The 17567-nt window shown below is 62.7% G+C and carries 19 protein-coding genes; 4 read left to right on the plus strand and 15 right to left on the minus strand.

Translation table 11 applies throughout. From position 1 onward, the window contains the following. Nucleotides 1-27: 27 nt before the first annotated feature. From GTA51_RS12750 to GTA51_RS12770, 5 genes are all read right to left on the minus strand, one after another. Complete coding sequence (locus GTA51_RS12750) at nucleotides 28-648, minus strand: nitroreductase family protein (protein ID WP_160961636.1); 621 nt, start codon at nucleotides 646-648, stop codon at nucleotides 28-30. 128 nt (nucleotides 649-776) lie between these two features. Beyond that, complete coding sequence (locus GTA51_RS12755) at nucleotides 777-1109, minus strand: HigA family addiction module antitoxin (RefSeq protein WP_160961638.1); 333 nt, start codon at nucleotides 1107-1109, stop codon at nucleotides 777-779. 48 nt (nucleotides 1110-1157) lie between these two features. Beyond that, nucleotides 1158-1445, minus strand: a complete 288-nt coding sequence (locus tag GTA51_RS12760; RefSeq protein ID WP_160961639.1) for a type II toxin-antitoxin system RelE/ParE family toxin — start codon at nucleotides 1443-1445, stop codon at nucleotides 1158-1160. Nucleotides 1446-1470: 25 nt separating this feature from the next. Then, on the minus strand, nucleotides 1471-2277 hold the full coding sequence (locus GTA51_RS12765; protein ID WP_160961641.1) for a TlyA family RNA methyltransferase: 807 nt from the start codon (nucleotides 2275-2277) through the stop codon (nucleotides 1471-1473). 70 nt (nucleotides 2278-2347) lie between these two features. Further along, the gene (locus GTA51_RS12770) at nucleotides 2348-3685 is read right to left on the minus strand and encodes a sigma-54 interaction domain-containing protein (RefSeq protein WP_160961643.1); all 1338 of its coding nucleotides are present in this window, start codon (nucleotides 3683-3685) and stop codon (nucleotides 2348-2350) included. Between the two features lie 230 nt (nucleotides 3686-3915). On the opposite strand from GTA51_RS12770, the gene GTA51_RS12775 reads away from it, so the two are divergent. After that, nucleotides 3916-4485 (plus strand): hypothetical protein, encoded by a 570-nt coding sequence (locus tag GTA51_RS12775; RefSeq protein ID WP_160961644.1) that lies wholly within the window; start codon nucleotides 3916-3918, stop codon nucleotides 4483-4485. 194 nt (nucleotides 4486-4679) lie between these two features. On the opposite strand, the gene thrC is transcribed toward GTA51_RS12775, so the two are convergent. From thrC to rpsF, 7 genes are all read right to left on the minus strand, one after another. Beyond that, the gene (gene thrC, locus GTA51_RS12780) at nucleotides 4680-6131 is read right to left on the minus strand and encodes a threonine synthase (RefSeq protein WP_160961646.1); all 1452 of its coding nucleotides are present in this window, start codon (nucleotides 6129-6131) and stop codon (nucleotides 4680-4682) included. 13 nt (nucleotides 6132-6144) lie between these two features. Then, a complete protein-coding gene (locus tag GTA51_RS12785) occupies nucleotides 6145-6651 on the minus strand; it encodes a DUF456 family protein (protein ID WP_160961648.1) in 507 nt (168 codons plus the stop codon). Then, a complete protein-coding gene (locus tag GTA51_RS12790) occupies nucleotides 6648-7946 on the minus strand; it encodes a phenylacetate--CoA ligase family protein (protein ID WP_439333327.1) in 1299 nt (432 codons plus the stop codon). Before GTA51_RS12790 ends, GTA51_RS12785 begins: the two co-directional genes overlap by 4 nt. A gap of 300 nt (nucleotides 7947-8246) precedes the next feature. Further along, nucleotides 8247-9704: a replicative DNA helicase gene (dnaB, locus tag GTA51_RS12795; RefSeq protein WP_160961649.1), complete on the minus strand. Its 1458-nt coding sequence runs from the start codon at nucleotides 9702-9704 to the stop codon at nucleotides 8247-8249. After that, nucleotides 9676-10212 (minus strand): 50S ribosomal protein L9, encoded by a 537-nt coding sequence (gene rplI / locus GTA51_RS12800; protein WP_160961651.1) that lies wholly within the window; start codon nucleotides 10210-10212, stop codon nucleotides 9676-9678. The genes dnaB and rplI overlap by 29 nt, the downstream gene beginning before the upstream one ends. 12 nt (nucleotides 10213-10224) lie before the next feature. Beyond that, nucleotides 10225-10482, minus strand: coding sequence for a 30S ribosomal protein S18 (gene rpsR / locus GTA51_RS12805; protein WP_024826324.1), 258 nt, complete (start codon nucleotides 10480-10482; stop codon nucleotides 10225-10227). Nucleotides 10483-10485: 3 nt separating this feature from the next. Further along, entirely contained in the window at nucleotides 10486-10800 is a 315-nt protein-coding gene (rpsF, locus tag GTA51_RS12810; protein ID WP_160961652.1) for a 30S ribosomal protein S6, read from the minus strand. 206 nt (nucleotides 10801-11006) lie between these two features. Between rpsF and GTA51_RS12815 the strand changes: the two genes are divergently transcribed. After that, the gene (locus GTA51_RS12815; protein WP_160961654.1) at nucleotides 11007-13037 is read left to right on the plus strand and encodes a SpoIIE family protein phosphatase; all 2031 of its coding nucleotides are present in this window, start codon (nucleotides 11007-11009) and stop codon (nucleotides 13035-13037) included. 108 nt (nucleotides 13038-13145) lie between these two features. On the opposite strand, the gene GTA51_RS12820 is transcribed toward GTA51_RS12815, so the two are convergent. After that, nucleotides 13146-13928: a nitroreductase family protein gene (locus tag GTA51_RS12820; protein ID WP_160961656.1), complete on the minus strand. Its 783-nt coding sequence runs from the start codon at nucleotides 13926-13928 to the stop codon at nucleotides 13146-13148. Between the two features lie 276 nt (nucleotides 13929-14204). On the opposite strand from GTA51_RS12820, the gene GTA51_RS12825 reads away from it, so the two are divergent. Together GTA51_RS12825 and GTA51_RS12830 are read left to right on the plus strand one after the other, a co-directional pair. After that, nucleotides 14205-14600: a response regulator gene (locus GTA51_RS12825; RefSeq protein ID WP_160961657.1), complete on the plus strand. Its 396-nt coding sequence runs from the start codon at nucleotides 14205-14207 to the stop codon at nucleotides 14598-14600. A gap of 146 nt (nucleotides 14601-14746) precedes the next feature. Next, nucleotides 14747-15148, plus strand: coding sequence for a thermonuclease family protein (locus tag GTA51_RS12830; protein ID WP_160961659.1), 402 nt, complete (start codon nucleotides 14747-14749; stop codon nucleotides 15146-15148). An 11-nt stretch (nucleotides 15149-15159) separates the two neighbouring features. On the opposite strand, the gene GTA51_RS12835 is transcribed toward GTA51_RS12830, so the two are convergent. Beyond that, nucleotides 15160-16869: a dynamin family protein gene (locus GTA51_RS12835; RefSeq protein WP_160961660.1), complete on the minus strand. Its 1710-nt coding sequence runs from the start codon at nucleotides 16867-16869 to the stop codon at nucleotides 15160-15162. 21 nt (nucleotides 16870-16890) lie between these two features. Next, complete coding sequence (locus GTA51_RS12840; protein ID WP_160961662.1) at nucleotides 16891-17535, minus strand: hypothetical protein; 645 nt, start codon at nucleotides 17533-17535, stop codon at nucleotides 16891-16893. Nucleotides 17536-17567 lie beyond the last annotated feature (32 nt).

The raw sequence follows: 17567 nt of genomic DNA on the forward strand, positions 1-17567 counted from the left end.
CCGCAAGATCGTGGTCCTCCTGTTTGGCTATTTAAGGACGATATCTTCCAGGCTCTTGCGCTTTCTGGGATAGACCTCCGGCTCATCGGGTCGGCCCACGGCCAGCAGGTTGACGATGCGCCAGCCGGCCGGGAGGCCAAGGCGCGCCTTGATGTTGGCCTCGTCAAACATGCCGATCCAGCACGTGCCAAGGCCCATCTCCACGGCCCGCAGCATCATAAAAGACACGGCCAGCCCCACATTCATGGCGCAGGCACCAAACTTGGACGCCTCGTCCGCGGCGGCCTGCCGGGCCACATAGGCGTCGATACCGTCCATGGGCTCGCCGTCGATGATTTTGTTGTCGCGATAGAAAAAAGCGGCTGACTGGGAATCCTTGACGTAATGCGCCAGATCGGCGCAGCAGACGATAATCGCCGGGGCGGCGGCCAGCCAGCCCTGCTTGCGGGTGGCTTCGGATGTGCCGAACCAGGCCAGATCGGCCGGCTTGGTCACGACCACAAAGCGCCAGGGCTGGGAATTGAGGCTGGAGGGGGCGTTGCGCCCGGCTTCCAGCAGTTCGCTGATTTCCGCTTCGGCCAGCGGTTCCTGGACAAAGGCGCGCACGCTGTGGCGCGCGGCAATGGCGTCTTTGACGTTCATGGACATACAAGCGACTCCTTTGGGTTACGCGCTCAGACTCGGATCAACTGCCTAAGCCATGACAACGCACAATCGCAGCATTCCTCGCAATTGCGCAGAATACGCAGCCACGCAATCCGCAACATCTGCGCCTTCTAGACCAAAGCCGGACGGTCTACCGGTGTGGGCACAAAGGGCCGTACTTCCTCGGCAATGCGTTGGGGGAGCGCTTCGAGATCGGCCTTTTCAATTTCGTAGTCTTTTTGCAGATTGAGCCAGAAACCCGGCGTATTGCCGAAAAAACGCGCCAAGCGGAAAGCGGTTTCTGTAGTGACGGCACGTTTGCCGTGCACGATCTTGTTGATGGTTACAGGCGGCACCCCAAGCCCCCTGGCCAAGGCATTTTGCGAAAGGCCAAGCGGCTTCATGAAGTCTTCCAGCAGTATTTCGCCAGGATGAATGGGGGGAAGCTTTTCAATGACAATCATATGACTTTCCTTCATACGGCGCACAACGGCACGGAGTAAGGAGGTTTGCTAGCGGTGATAATCGAGTATTGCAACTTGGTAGGCGTTGCCTGCCTTCCATTCAAAGCAAATACGGTACTGATCGTTAATTCGGATGCTATACGTTCCTTTCCTGTCGCCGGAGAGTTTTTCTAAGCGATTTCCAGGCGGAATTCCCATATCCTGTAACCGCTCGACCGCATTGAGCTGCCTGAGCTTGCGCTGCGCAGAGCGCTGCAAATTTGGCGGCAACCACCATATCGTTTTTCCTTGCTGGGCAAGCGCTTGCGTATCCCGGCAGGCGAAATCGACAATCATAAACTGAAAGTTAATATCTTAGAGTTCATACGTCAATCCCCTGAGCCGCTTCAGGAGATGGGTGCTCTGTTCCCTCTCCAAGCAGATCAAACACTGCCAGATATTCCTGGTTGCCCTTCGGTCCTTTGACCTTGGATGGGACCACGCCGCGCAACGACAGCCCCAGCGCGTCCCGGGCAAAGGCCGTCACCATGTCCACGGCCGCCTGCCGGTGGGCCGGGTCGCGCACCACGCCGCCCTTGCAAATCTTGTCCGGGCTTACCTCAAACTGCGGTTTGATCAGCCCCACCACCAGCCCGCCCGGCCGCAAAAAGGCCAGGCAGGCCGGCAACACCTTGGTCAGCGAAATAAAGGACACGTCGGCAACAACGATGTCCACCGGTTCGGGAAGCAGATCAGCCGGGGCATGGCGCAGATTGACGTTTTCCAGGGACACCACCCGCGTATCGGCCCGCAGCTTTTCATGCAACTGGGCTGTGCCCACATCCACGGCATAGACCCGCACCGCGCCATGCTGGAGCAGGCAATCGGTAAAGCCGCCCGTGGAGGCCCCGCCGTCCAGGGCCGTCATCCCGACAACATCGATGCCAAATGTTTCCAGGGCCGTTTCCAGCTTGCCCCCGCCCCGGCTGACATACCGCTCGCCCGGGTCCAGGCTGAAAACGGTTTCGGCAGGCACTATGCGCCCCGGTTTGTCCACGGGCAAGTCCCGGCCGTTCGCGCCAACCATGCGCACACGCCCGGCCATAATCAGCCGCGTGGCCAGTTCCGGGCTGTCTGCCAGCCCCTGGGCGCACACGAGCTGATCCGCCCGCCCCTTCAACTTGGCCATGACGCGCCTCCCGGATTGGCGGCAAGGGACAAGACGCATTTTGCGTCCGTCAAATAGGCAAAAAGACGCATCAGTCGTCCTCGTCACGCCGGCCAAGGATGCGGCGCAGGGTATCTTTGGAAATTCCCAGTTCGCGACAGGCGGCGTTGCGGTTGCCGCCGTGGCGTGAAACCGCCTCCCGGGCGGCCTGCTCACGGATTTGAGCCATGGTCCGCGCCCCACGGGCCGGACAGTCGCTCACCTCGCCGCGCAACTGCTCAGGCAGATGGCACAGTTCGATGGTCGTGCCCTGACAGAGAATCGAGGCGTATTCAATGATATTTTCCAGCTCGCGGATATTGCCGGGATAGTCGTGGGCCATAAGCCGGGCCATGGCTTCGGGGCTGACCGTCCCAATGTTTTTACTCACAGCCATGCGGCAGCGACCAAGCAGGCGTTCGGTCAAAAGCGGCACGTCGCCCAGGCGTTCGCGCAAGGGCGGAATGCGCAGGACCACCACGCTTAAGCGGTAATACAGATCCTGGCGAAAGGCCCCCTCGGCCACCATGCGCCCAAGATCGCGGTTGGTGGCGGCAACCACGCGCACATCGGCCGGAATGGTTTCCACACCACCCAGAGGCTCAAAAGCCCGTTCCTGGAGGGCGCGCAGAATCTTGGCCTGCATGGCGTAGGGCAGATCGCCGATTTCATCCAGAAAAAGCGTGCCGGTCTCGGCCAGGGCGAAGCGGCCGGGCTTGTCCTTGCGGGCGTCGGTAAAGGCCCCGGATTTGTAGCCGAAAAGCTCGGATTCCATGAGCTGTTCCGGCAGCGCCCCGCAGTTGACGGCCACAAACGGCCCGGCGTGGCGCTGGGAGAGCTTGTGGATGGCGCGCGAAAAAATTTCCTTGCCCGTGCCGGATTCGCCCAAAAGCAGCACGGTGGAGTCGCTCTGGGCGATTTGCGGCAGCATGCGCACGATTTCAGACAGTTGCGCGTCGCACGTGCCGAAATCGTCCTGGGGCTGCAGGCCGGTCAGCCGGCTGACAAAACCGCTGCCGGACAGGTCGCGAAAGACCTGCACCCCGCCAACGACCGTGCCGCCCATGGCCCAGATCGGTGCGGCGCTGATACTCACCGGCACGTCGGGACAGCCGGTGCGCTTAAGCGTCACGATGCGGTTGGCAATAGGTCTGGCCTCGTCCATGCTTTGACGCAACACACAGACATTGCGGCAATTTTTGACGCCAAACACCTCGCGACAGGTGCGGCCCAGGGCTTCGGCCGGGGCGCAGCGGGCGATTTCAGCGGCAGCCAGATTGCAGTAGCGCACGATAAAATCGCTATCCACGGCAAACACGGCATCGGCCACGTTTTCCAGGGCAAAGGCGCTGGCGTCATCGCCGGGAAAGGGGTCATGGGGTCGTTTCATGGGCTGGCGCTCCGCGCCCGGGGGAGGCGCTGCCGGAGTGTGCGTCGGATGCCCCGGCCGGGTCAACCGTATTGGACGCAAAAATCGTCCGACAAGAGCCAAAAGCAGCACGAAGATACTTTATTATACTGAAATATCACATTAAAATATTCGGCACGAAAAGTGCTTTTTTTCTCAAGCAAACGGCCATGCCCTACAACCGCCCCAATCTTCGCCCAAGGAGACAGTATATGAACCTGACCCTGACCATCACCGGCTTTTGCTGCGATCTGGCACTCCATCCGGTCAACGCTGAAGCCGCCGACCGCGTCTGCATGCTCGGTGAAGACCTCTACAAGACCAACTCCATCGAATGGTGGCGGGCCAACAGTAACAACACCTGCGGCATGCGCCTGACCGCCGATGCACGCATAGAGGCCAGTCTGGACGGCTCTCCCGTGGCCTTTGATACTACATCCATTGCCACATGCGCCGCTGTACTCACCCAGCGTGCCGTTTTGGAGACGCCGGAAAAGGAGCTTTGCCTGCTCGGCTACGACGACGAGGCCTGCTCGCGCTCCTGGACCTGGCACAATGTGACCGACTATGATCCGAACCGGTTCGCCCTTTTCGTGCAGCGTTGGGACGCCATCCTGGGTGTTGCCGATTATCTGGTCATCGACGACGTGTGTTACGACGGCCGCCCGGCTGATGCCGCCGCCTGGGGCCAGAGCCAGGGTTTTACCTTCCGGGAGCCGCAAGTGGTGCAGGCCGACGCGGTGCGCGCCCAGTTGACCGCCGTCGTGCGCCAGGCCGCCTAAGGCGACGCAACGCTTTTTTCGTCCGGGGGAGATACGTCCCCCTCCCCCGGACAGCCCGATTCCTTTCCATGCCACCAGCCTGCCCCGTCCGGCAGCAGCACTGGCCAGCCCCCAAAACAGACACCGGCCTGGAGAATCCCTCTCCAGGCCGGTGTCTGCGTGTGCGGCCAGTGGGCCGCCGTGGAGCGGCAGGCTTATTTGCGAGCCAGCCCCAGGCTTTCCACAATGGCCTCGGCCGCCTTGGCCGTATAGGCTTCGGGCGAAAGTTGCGCCTTCTCAGCCTCGGTCATGATGGAGCGCGGGCGATTGACGTACTTCGGATCGCTTTTAACACCGTAAGCAGCCGGGAAGCTGTCTTCAAAGTACATTTCCTGGAAGCCGATGAATTTGAGATGATGGGCCGTGGCGTCGAGAACGGCCACTTCCGACGGTTCGATCAGTCCCAGTTCCTTTGCTTTGAGCAGACCGGCCAGACATTCGCCGCCTTGGGTGCAACTGATATGGCCGTGTCGGTTGGCCACAAGCATGCCCTCGACAATGGCCTGCTCGGTCACCTGCAACACCTGGAAGCTGCCGGGACCGCCGATCTTTTCGTATTCCTTGGCAAAATGGGCCACCCGGGGAAAGGACACAGGATTGCCGATCATGGCGGCCTGGGCGGCGCTGGGGGTCACGGACACGGGCCGAAATTCCCGTTTGGCCGGGTCAGCCTCGTTATAATACTGGAAAACCGGATCGGCGTGCTGCGACTGGACGCCGAAAATGCGCGGCAGGGAGCGGATAATGCCAAGCTTTTTCAGCTTTAAAAACCCGCCCATGATGGCTGTCACGTTGCCGGCGTTGCCGATGGGCACAAACACGCATTTGCGGTAGGTGTCCCAGCCAAACCACTGGGCCACCTCAAAAGCGTAGGACTCCTGGCCGAGAATGCGCCAGGCGTTTTTGGAATTGAGCAGCGCCACCCGGTAGTTATCGGCCAGATGCTCCACCACCTTCATGCAGTCGTCAAAAACCCCGGGCACTTCGATAACCGTGGCCCCGCTGCCCAGCGGCTGGGCCAACTGCTGGGGTGTGACCTTGCCCTTGGGCAAAATGACCACGGATTTGATGGGACCGCCGACATAGGCGGCATAGAGCGCCGCCGCCGCCGAGGTGTCGCCGGTGGAGGCGCACACCGTCAGCACCGAATCCCAGTCATTGACCCGCACGAGATGCTTTAAATAGCTAAACGCACAGGCCATGCCCCGGTCTTTGAAAGAGGCGCTGGGGTTTTGGCCGTCGTTTTTATAATAAAAAGGCACACCGACCAGCTCGGTCAAAGCGTCGTTGGCCGCGACCATGGGCGTGTGGCCTTCGCCGAGGTAGACGATGTCTTCCTCGTCCATGACCGGGGCCATAAGCTCGTAAAAGCGCAAAACGCCGCGAAGGGCCGTCACCCGCGTGGCGGCGCGCTTGTCAAAAAGGCCCTGCCAGTAGCTGGGCGGAAATTCGAGCAGGCTGTCAAAGGAGGTGTCTTCGAGGATGAACACCCCGCCGCAGTGGGGACAGGTGTAGTAGAGTTCGCGGATGTCGAACCGGGCCTGACAGCCCAGGCAGACATATTCCATCGTGCCTCGATACTTGGGAAAATCGCTGACCGTAATCATGCCGCTTCCTTTTTTAGGCAGGCCACAGTTCCCGGGCGCTGGCCGTCCACATGACGACGCCGCAGGCCACCTTGGCCGTCAGCCCGAACACCTTGCCATACATGGCTCCCCAGGCGGCGTGCCGGGCTGCGGCATCATCGCGGCCGTGGAGCCGTTCAAACATATAACAGCCGAAAAACGCCCCGGCAACGGCCCCGAAAAGCGCTCCCAGGCCGAGAAAAAACGGCGCGCCACACAGCGCCCCGCCAAACGCCCCGAGAAATCCGCCCAGATTGCCCTTCCCCGTCGCCCCGTAGCGCTTGGCCCCAAACAGTTGGGCGAAAAGCTCCACCGCCTCGCCAGCCAGGGCCACGCACACGAGCAACGCATAAAAACCAAAGTCCAGATGCAGCGACGGATGAAGCACATCCCACAGGACGACCAAGCCCAGCAGCAGCCAGTTGCCCGGCAAGCTAAACACGTGCAAAGTGAGGCAGGCGAGCAGGAGCAGCAGAAAAAACGTCAGCAGAACCAGACTCACGCTCCGTTCCCCCGCATATCCAGCACGCGCGTCGCTTTGCCTTCGGTCTTGGGCAGGCTGTTGCGCTCGACCAGTTCCACCTTGGGCGTTACCAACAATTCGTCGCGAAGTCGCGCGGCGATGCGCTTTTGCAAGGCCCCGAGCTGGCGCATGTCCTCAACGAAATATTCGTCGCGAATCTCCACCTTGACCCGGATGTTATCGATATAGCCGTCGCGCTCAAGGACTATCAGATAGTCCTGCCCCACTTCCGGCATGGCCATGAGCACGCGCTCAATCTGCATGGGAAAAATGTTGACGCCCTTGACAATGAGCATGTCATCGCAGCGGCCATGCAGCCGGTCGATACGGCGATGGACGCGGCCGCACGGGCACGGTTCGGTCAGAAAGCGGGTCATGTCCCGGGTGCGGTAGCGCACAACCGGCATGCCCTCGCGGCCAAGCGTGGTCATGACCAGTTCGCCCAGTTCGCCGTCGGGCACGGGTTCGCCGGTGGCCGGATCGACGATCTCGGCCAGATAGGCGTCCTCCCAGACGTGCATGCCATGCTGCTCCTGGCACTCAAAGGCCACGCCCGGACCGTTCATCTCGGACAGGCCATAGGAATTATAGGCTTTTATGCCGTAAATTTCCTCAAGCCGCCGGCGCGTCTCCTCGGTGTAGGGTTCGGCCCCAACCAAAGCGATGCGCAGGGACAGCGACTTGGGGTCAATGCCCAGTTCGGCAAATACGGCAGACAGATAGAGCGCATAGGACGGGATGATGTGGATGCCGGTGACCTTGAAATCGGTGAGCAGCTTGATCTGGCGATGGCTGTTGCCGGCCCCGGCCGGGATGGTCAGGCAGCCCAGCCGTTCTGCGCCGTAGTGGATGCCCAGGCCCCCGGTAAAAAGGCCGTAGCCGGACATGTTCTGGAACACGTCGGTGCGGCGCAGGCCGGCCATGTACATGCAGCGGGCCATGAGCGAGGCCCACCAGTCCAGGTCGTTTTGGGTATGATAGATGACCGTGGGCGTACCGGTGGTGCCGGACGAGGCATGCATGCGCACCATTTCAGAAAGCGGCATGGCCAGCATGGCATCGGGATAGCTGTCGCGCAGATGCTGCTTGGTGGTAAAAGGAATGCGGCGCACGTCGGCCAGTGTTGCCACCGAAGCGGGATCAAAATCACAAGCGGCAAAATGTTTGGCGTAAAACGGCGATTTGGCAGCCTGCTTCAGGGAAGCGCGCAGCCGCTCCAGTTGCAGTCGTTCTATTTCCACTCGCGAAAGCGTTTCCGCTGCATCGTAGTACACGATTACTCCTTGGCGGGGATGAGACGAAGCGTGTGGGCAGCATGCCCAGGCGGGGCAGCGCCCCTGCGTTCTTTCCCCGGGCAACACTCCGGCACAAAAAAGCCCGTGGCAGGCTATACCCCTGCAAGCCCTTGGCTTCAAGGGTTGCCTACGAGGAAACTCAAAATGCCGCCGCCCTGGGATTTCCCGGGAGCGCACGGCTGTTCGCCTCAAACGGCTGGCGCGACCAACCAGGCCAGGCCAAATTCGGACGGGCCGATGCCCTGCTCCGCCCCCGCCTGGCAGTCTGGGAGGGGCCGCCTAGCCCATGCCGAATTCGGACGGGGCCGGAATGTCGGAAAGATTCTCAAAGGCCGTCGATTCTTTCAGGAAAAGGAGCTTGACCATCCCTGTCGGACCGTTACGCTGCTTGCCGATAATGATCTCGGCCACGTTGTCTTCGGGGGTGAGTTCCTCTTTTTTCTTATAGGCAGCGCCGCGATAGAGGAAGATGATGACGTCGGCGTCCTGCTCGATGGCCCCGGATTCGCGAAGATCGGACATCATGGGCCGTTTGTCGGCACGCTCTTCGACCTTGCGGTTGAGCTGCGACAAGGCCACCACCGGCACATGCAGTTCCTTGGCCAGGGATTTTAAGCTGCGCGAAATTTCCGATATTTCCTGTTCGCGCGAATCGATGCGCCGCGAGGCCCGCATGAGCTGCAAATAGTCCACCACGATAAGCCCCAGGCCATGCTCCGCTTTGAGGCGCCGGCAGCGGGCGCGCAGATCCATGGTGGTGATGGCCGGCGTATCGTCAATAAAAATGGGCGAGGCGGACAAATGGTTGGCCGCGTCATAGAGGCGCGACCAGTCCTCGTCATCGAGCCGCCCCCGGCGCAGCTTGGCCAGATCGACCTTGCCCCAGCAGCACAGCATACGCTGCATGATCTGCTCCATGGACATTTCCAGGGAGAAAATCGCCGTGGGTATGGCACTCATGGCCGCCGCGCGCATGGCCACGTTCATGGCAAAAGCGGTCTTGCCCATGGAGGGCCGCCCGGCCATGATAATAAGATCGGAAGGTTGCAGGCCGGCGGTGTATTCGTCGAACTGGTAGTAGCCCGAGGGCACGCCGGTAACCAGCTCCTGGTTCTCCATGCGCTGTTCGATCTGCTCAAAGACCTTGGTAATCAGATCCTTGGAAGATTTGAACCCCTTGGTCGAGCGGGAGTCGGCGATGGCAAAAATGGCTTGTTCGGACTCGTCCAATAATTGCTCGGTATCCTGGCCGCCGTCGTAGCAGCGGGTGATGATATCGACGGCTGTGCTGATGAGCTTGCGCTGGACGGATTTTTCACGAACAATTTCGGCATGATGCAAGGCGTTGGCCGAGGACACCGTCGACGCGGCCAGATCGCCCAGATAGGCCGGGCCGCCGACTTCGTCGAGACGCCCGGAGGCGCGCAGGGCTTCGGCCAGGGAGACCAAGTCGATGGGGGCATTTTTGCGCGAAAGATCCAGGATGGCCTGAAAGATAAAGCGGTGGGCCGGAGAATAAAAATCGTCTTCATCGACCAAGTCGATGAGATTGAACAGGATGGAATTTTTGAGTAAAATCCCCCCCAGAACCGATTGCTCGGCTTCAAGATTCTGGGGGGGAACTTTACGAAGGACGTCGGAGGAGACCCGCTCCAGGGCCTGCCCGGTCAGCGGTTCACCGCTTCCGGAGAGGCCGGAAGACTTGGAGTTACGCGGTTTCTTCCTCGGACTGTCCATTTTCTTCGACCTGTGTTGTAGGGGCGGCACCGGCAGCGGTCGCCACCACGTCATCTTCAGCGCCACCCTGACGCACGACCGACACCCGGACCGTGCCACGCAGTTCAGGCAGCAGCTTCACTTCAAGGTCGTAGTGGCCAAGGGACCGGATGGGGTCGGCCAAAACGATTTTCTTGCGATCAATGTCGAAGCCCTGTTCCGCCAACTTGTCGGCGATGATGGCGGTGGTGACGGAGCCGTAGAGCTTGTCGCCTTCGCCCACGCGCACTTCGATGACGACGGACGTGGCGGCCAGCTTGTCGGCCACGGACTGGGCGTCGGACACCTGGGCATCGCGTTTGGCTTGCAGTTTTTTGCGTTCGTTTTCAAAACGGCGCAGGTTGGACTCACAGGCCAGCATGGCCAGCCCCTGGGGAATCAGATAATTGCGGCCGTACCCGGGTTTGACGGAGACCTTGTCGCCGAGGCGGCCGAGGTTTTCCACGTCCGCGCGCAAAATGAGTTCCATGTCTTCCCTACCTTACATTTTCTTCAGATGCTCGGCGCTGTGCGTGGCCGTATAGTACAACATCGCCATCTGGCGGGCGCGCTTGATCTCAAGGGTCAAGCGGCGCTGGCACTTGGCACAGGTGCCGGTGATGCGGCGGGCAATGATCTTGCCGCGGTCCGTGATGAAATCCTTCAGGATATCCGGACGCTTGTAATCAACGGGAAGGTTCTTGTTGGCGCAGAAGCGGCAGAACTTTTTCTTCGGGGTGAACTTTTTCTTAAATGCCATGGCTTAGGCCCCCTCAACAACAGGCACGTATTTGTCGGCGATTTTGACGGTGATAAACTTCATGATGCCGTCGGTGATCCGCACGATACGTTCAAATTCCGCGATGGCCGTGGCCGGAGCGGCAAATTCGAAACGGGTGTAATGGCCCCGGGTCTTTTTCTGCACCGGATAGGCCAGTTCCTTCATACCCCATTCGTCGACGGCCAGCATCAAGGCGTCCTGGCGCTCGAGCACCCCTTTGAGGTTCTCGAGGATCTCCTGGCGATTGTCGGTTGCCAGCTCCGGAGAGAGCAACAGCAAGGCTTCGTACTTCCGCATGGTTCCTCCTTTTGGTCCATGGCCCTTCCGTCCGGGACGTGTGTCCTCCGGGAAGAGCAAGGCGAAGGGGAGTCGTTACTCGCGCCGGGCAGGTCTGTCAAGGCAAAAGGCTGATCCTTGCCAACTCCGGCCGGTCCGACTACAACATTTTGCAATCGGCCTCGTCCCGGCCTTATCCACCCTTGCCGGCTGCGGCCGAGGAATCTATGCGCATCCGAACCAAGCTGCTCATCATCCTGCTCGCCCTGGTCCTGCCGCCGCTGGTGGCTGTCAGCTTCTACGCCCTGCGCGAAGCCCGGCTCCTTGGCGACGAACTCGCAACCAAAGCCGCTGAATCCTTCAAGCATGCCGCAGAATCCGAACTGGCCCTTATGGTGGATCTCATTGGTGAGGATGTGGCCGATAACCGCAAGATGCTCGATCTGGCTCTGGCCTTTTTTTGCCGGGAAGCCAGCAACGTCCTGGAGCATGAACCAACCGATCCGGCCGCCGCTGTGCCAGCGGATTTTGACCTGCCGTCCCTGGACGGCCCGCCGGGGATGTCCCGTGAGGCTGTCGCCCTGGCCGGGGCGAGGTTCACCCGGCTGGCACCGACCCTGGGCACCCTGCAACACAAACTGGGCGACACGATGCTGTGGGCCTATCTGGCCCTGTCAAACGGCATCATCGCCACGATCCCGCCCCACGGCCCCATGCCGGCCGGCTACGACGCCCGGGAACGGCCCTGGTATCAGGCTGCCGTCGCCAAAGGCAGCACCGTCTGGAGCATCCTCATCGACGCCACCTCGGGCCGGCTGACGGCCACGGTTTCGGCTCCCATCCTTGGCCACGACGGGGCGCTGCTGGGCGTTGCCGCCATCGACGCCCCCCTGGAAGCCCTGCTGCCGGAGAGCGACCTGTCGCGGCGCTGGGGCGACGGGGTGCGGGCCTCCTTTGTCCGGCTTGCGAACGACCGGCTGGAAGTGATCGGCAGTCGCGACTTTTTAGATCCCGACCTTGGCTGGAAAACGCCGCTCGCCCCTGTGCCGCTGCCGGCCGACGACCCGGCCGGCCTGGCCAGACTGACGGCGGCCGTTGAGGCCCGCCACAATGTCCAGGTGGCCCTGACCTTGGGCGGTGAGGACTATTTCGCCGTGCTGCGTCCGTTTTCCGAAGTCCCGGCCGGCTTGCTCGTGCTGGTCCCCCGGCAGGCGGTGCTGCATCAGGCCGATTCCGCCGAATCGGCCATCCTGGCGCGCACGCGCAGCATGATGGCGGTGGTGGTGTCCTTTGCCTTGCTGGCGGTGGCCGCCTCGGCCATCCTGGCCTATTTCGGTTCCCGGGCCGTGACCCGGCCGCTGACCGGGCTGTCCCTGGCCGCCGCCCGGCTGGCCGAGGGCGATCTCGACGCCCGGGCCCCGGTCACCAGTCGCGACGAACTGGGCAGGCTGGGCGAGACGTTTAACGCCATGGCCCCCAAACTGGCCGAGCGGCTGCGGCTCAAGCAAGACATGCTGCTCGCCAAGGAGGTGCAGCAAAACCTCCTGCCCAAGGCCCCACCCCATCTGCCCGGCATCGATCTGGCCGGAGCCACGATTTTTTGCGACGAAACCGGCGGCGACTATTTTGACTACCTGTCCTTTGCCCCGGCCCCGGACGACGGCTGCGACATTATCGTCGGCGACGCCACAGGGCACGGCATTGCCGCCGCCCTTTTCATGGCCACGGGCCGGGCGCTGTTGCGTGGCGGCCAGGGCGTGGGCTGCGGTCCGGCCGCCCTGCTCACTCTGGCCAATGCCTTGCTGTGGCAGGACACGGCCGATTCCGGGCGTTTCATCACCCTGTACTTCTTGCGCCTGGAACGCGGCGGATTGGCGGATAACGGCCGTCTCCTCTGGTCCCGGGCCGGTCACGACCCGGCCATGATTTACGATCCGGCCACCGACCGCTTCGAGGAATTGCTCGGTCCGGGCCTGCCCCTGGGTGTGCTGCCGGACTACGTCTATGAAGAACAGTCCTGCCCGGGCCTAACGCCGGGTCAGGTGCTGCTCCTTGGCACTGACGGCATCTGGGAAGCCCGCAACCCTGCCGATGAAATGTATGGCAAGGATCGTTTCCGGGAGGTGGTGCGCGCGCATGCCACCTTGCCGGCCGAGGCCATTGTGGCCGCTGTCCATGCCGACGTGGCCGCTTTCCAGGCGAATTCCCCCCGAGACGACGACATCACCCTGGTGGTGCTCAAGGCCCTGCCGGTCTAGGCCGCGTGGGCACTGTCGCTCTTTGATGATGCACCCAGAGGCTGAAAAGACCTTGTGCTGCGCCGGCAAAGCCAGAAGCGGGTTTGCCAGGCGCACCACGCGGCAGTTTTACAACCAAGCCAACCGGGCCGGATTGCGCGGCGGCACGCCGGGGTAGCGCACCTTGGGATAGCCCAGCATCAGCCCGCCCTCGACGACCATTCCCTGGGGCAGGCCAAGCGCCTCGCGCAGCGGGGCCGAGTGCTTGGCCGCGTGGGTGAGCAGCCCGGCCCAGCAGGTGCCAAGGCCCCGGGCCACGGCAGCCAATTCCATAAAGGTCAGGGCAATGCCGCAATCGGCCGCTCCAAACGGGGCGTCGGCCGGAACGTAGGACACGGCCAGGGCCGGCGCGCCGCGCAGAAAATAATCCAGCCCCCGGTCCCACATGGCCGTATATTTGGGCCGGGCACCGTTGGCCGCGAAAAAGGCGGCAGTCAACGCCGCCAGCTCCCGGACCTTGGCCGGGTCATCGGTGACGATCCAGCCCACTTCCTGGACATTGGAGGCTGTGGGCGCATACCGGGCCACATCGATCAGTTCGGCCAGCACCGCCCGGGCAACCGGCTTGTCCTTGTAGGCCCGGATGGAACGGCGGCCGCGCAACATGGCGTCCACCACCGCCGCATCCGGCCAGGTGGGCAGGTTTTCGCGCACCTCGGCGGCCGCAACGCGGCTGTGGGTCAGGGCGTCATGGGGGCACACGGCCACGCAGTGGCCGCAGGCATTGCACACGGCCGGATCGACCGCAACCGGACCGCCCCGGTCGTCCGCTTCCAGACAGCCGCTGGGGCACACAAGCACGCACAGGCCGTCGCCTTTGCACCGTGTGGCGTCAACTTCGATAAAATCCATAAAAGACCTCCAGTATTGCGCGTGTTGCGCTCGTGGCCTGTTGCAGGCTGCTGCTTGTTGTCCAACGCTCTTTACCCATGCAAACACAACCTCGCCCGCCGGGCGGGCCGTCCGTTGAGCCACGATCGGCTGGGCCGACGCTACGCCGCCCTGGCCGTTTTGCAAGCAGGCACGGACAAGTGCCACAGGCACTGCCAGGGAACCGGACGGCCGGGTTTTTCTTGAGCATCGGGCCGCCTTGGGCTAGGATGGGTAAACGAAAAATGTGGGGGCTTCATGCGGGTTTTGGTAGTGGATGACGATCCGGCCAGCCGCCACGTCCTGGCGGCCCATCTCAGCGGGCTGGCCGAATGCACGTTGTGCGGCAGCGGGACCGAGGCCCTGGCGGCCGTGGCCCAGGCCATTGTTGAAGGCGCGCCGTTTGACGTGGTCTTTTTAGACATCATCATGCCCCACATGGACGGGCACGAAACCCTGGCCCAGATCCGCGAGACCGAGGAAACCGCCTGCCTGCCGCCCCAGTCCCGGGCCAGAGCGGTCATGGTCACATCCATGGACGACGAAACCAATACCCTAAACGCCCTGTTCGACGGTCAGGTGGCCGCCTATCTGATCAAGCCGGCCAGCCGGTCGGAACTCCTCAACAAGCTCGCCCTGCTCGGCCTGCTCTGAGCCCGGCCCCGCGCCCCAAACAACTTTGTCGGCCGACAGGGTCCAAGTGCCGCAGCAGCTCTGTTGCGCGTTCCTTTTCACCCCATTATTATCGACAAGTCTAAATTAGCTATTCTATTTTATAGCTTCTTCGTTTAGACTGGGCCATGCGCACCGCATCTGCCCCTCCCGCCCTCGTGTTGCTGGTCTGGCTTTGGTTCGGGCCGGCTGTTGCCGCCGGCTCGGAGTATGGGCAGGCCCAGGGCGTGGTGGTGCGGGTGTGCGACGGGGATACGCTGGTGGTGGATATTCCGGAATATCCGGACATTATAGGCAAATCGATTCGAGTGCGTCTGCTCGGCGTGGATGCGCCGGAGCTGCGCGATCCCGACCCGCTTCTCCGCCAGGCGGCCCAGGCAGCCCATCGGGCCATGGCCGCCCTCCTTCCTCCGGGCACGGCGGTGACCCTGACCCGCATCCGGCGCGACAAGTATTTCCGCCTGGACGCAGCCGTCAGCGTGGACGGCCGCGACGCGGCCGCAGCCCTGGGGCTGGCCCCTGGACCGTGAAGACGGCCAAATCAGTGTGGGGAAAAGTCGCGCAGGGTCGCTTCCAGTTCGCCCTGGCGGGCGCGGCACGCGGCCAAGGTCTGGCTGCGCGCCTCGATATCGGCAAAAAAAGGCTCAAACCGCTCGGCCAGCTCCCGAAAAATCCGATCCAGCCGGGCCGATAAGCGCTCGTCGAGTTCCAGGCGCAGGGTTTCGCCGCCGCCGGCCAGGCGCCGGCGCATCTCCCCCAGCACCCGGGGACGCTGCCAGTACAGGGCGCTGCCGGCCAGCACGGCACCGAGCGCTGCGATGATGCCGCCGGTGACGTCGATGACCGCACTTTTCACCGACACGGCAAAGATTGTCCCGAGTACCACCAGCGCGCCGCCCATGGCCGCCCGGGGGTCCATGGCAGACACGGTCTTGTGGTCGATACCGGCCAGGGGGCCGCCTTCGGCCAGCAGCGATTCCACACGCTTGGCCACCTCGTCCAGGACCCGCTGGCGCTGGCCGGACAAAGCGTCCCCCGCAGCCGAGGCCGTGCTCAATCGCCGCAGCTTGAGTTCATCCAGCAGCATGCGGGCGTAGCCGGACACGCTCTCGAAAATATGGGCCGCGCCCTGGGCGGCAATGGATTCCACCTCGCGCTCCAGATCGCGCGCAAAGGCCTCGCCCAGTTCGGCCAGACGCGCCGTGGGGCCGCCTTTGCCCTTGCCGCGACGCCACAAGCCGGTCAGCGAACGCCCCAGCATGCCGCCCAGGGTCAGTTCGGCGGCAAAGGCCGCCTCGAATTCACTGGAAAGGCGGGCATAGGCCGCCTCCACCCGGGTCCGCAGCACCTCGGCTTCGCGTCCGGCCGCCTGCCGGGCCGCCTGCAAACGGTTACGGATGCGACCGGCCTCGGCGTCATCGGCCGCCAGCTCGCTCTGCTTGGTGGCCAAAGAGGCCCCAAGCTCGACCACAAGATGCAGGGCCGAACGCCGGGTGGCCTCGAGCTTGCCGGCATAGTGCCCGCCTTCGGCCGTCATGGCCCGGATGTGGCCACGCAGGGCCTCGATGCCGCCGGCTGCGGCATCGTCCCGGGCGGTCACGGCAGAGACCAAAAAGATGGTGGGATCATCCAGGCCGCGCGCCCGGGCCAACTCCCGCAACCGGGTCGTGTTGACCGTAATCTGCTCGGGGCTGGCCAGATCGGCCATGGTCAGGGCAAAGGCCACATTGCGGCCCCAGGCCTCGGCCACCAGATCAAAAAACTCCCAGGCCGAGCGGGAATAGGGATTGAGTGCGGAAAAAGTGAAAAGCACCAGATCGGCCCGGGGAATGAAGTCCTCGGTGATTTCCTGATGGCGGTCGATGATGCTGTCCACGCCCGGGGTATCAACAATGGCCAGCCCGTCCAGCAGCGGGTTGGCGATGCTGACCCGGGTGACCAGTGAAGTGCCTTCGGTATCGTCCGGGACCGGTTCCCGGCCAATGATGCGGATGCGGTCGGTGCAGGGGTCCGGGGCCACCTCGGTGACGCGCTCGCCCAGCAGGGCATTGATGAGGCTGCTCTTGCCGGCCTTGACCTCCCCCACCACCACAAACAAAAAAGGTTCGGCCACATGGGCCAGCAGGGTTTGGGCCGTGGCCGCCGCCTCCGGCCGGCCGCAGCCGGCCAGCAATTCGCACAAGCGGCCCAGGTGTCCCGACAACTCGGCCCGCAGGGCCAGATAGCGCGTTTCCAGCAATGTGGTGGTCACAAGGCTCCCGTACGGCCGAAATTACTGAGGCAAGAACCAGTCAAATCCCAGTGCATCGATATCCGCGCCATTCTCGGACGTGGCAGCGCTCTTTTTTCCGTCACCTTTGGCGGCATGGCAGGCCTCCTCCTCGCGCACGAGGTCGGTTGCGGCGATGCGAATGGAATTGCCATCGGTAAAGGCCCCGTCTTCCCCGGCGTAATGCATAAGGATCAGGCTCACCGACAGGCCGTCCTTGGATTTGAGGCTCCACTTCCAGGTACGCAGGGTGCCAAAGGCATTGCCGCGCCATTCCTTGGGTTCGCCATACCGCTTTTTAAGGGCCTCCAGAATGCGGTTGAAAAACGCCAACGAATCGTCGGCGTAGTTCATTTTGATGCGCACCACCCGGCCCTGGGCGGCGCACAGGCCATAGTCCACATAGCCGCTGCGAAAGCCCTTGAATGCTGCCACGGGCATGACGCCGAGATACGGGCGGTGATAAGCCCGATCAGCATCGGTCGGCACAAGCTTGCCGGCCTGGGACTCCACGGTCTGGCCGAGCCGGATCCCGGCCAGGGAATCCGGTCCTTGCGCCGCCTGGGCTGCTCGGGCCATGGCCAGCAACGAAAGGCCCAAAACGACAGCCACGACCAGCCGGCCCGCTCCAACGGACTCTAAGCGCATAACGAGATCCTCCACCGCTTCATAAGGCCGGG

The organism is Solidesulfovibrio aerotolerans (genome assembly GCF_009856865.1).
GTDB lineage: Bacteria > Desulfobacterota > Desulfovibrionia > Desulfovibrionales > Desulfovibrionaceae > Solidesulfovibrio > Solidesulfovibrio aerotolerans.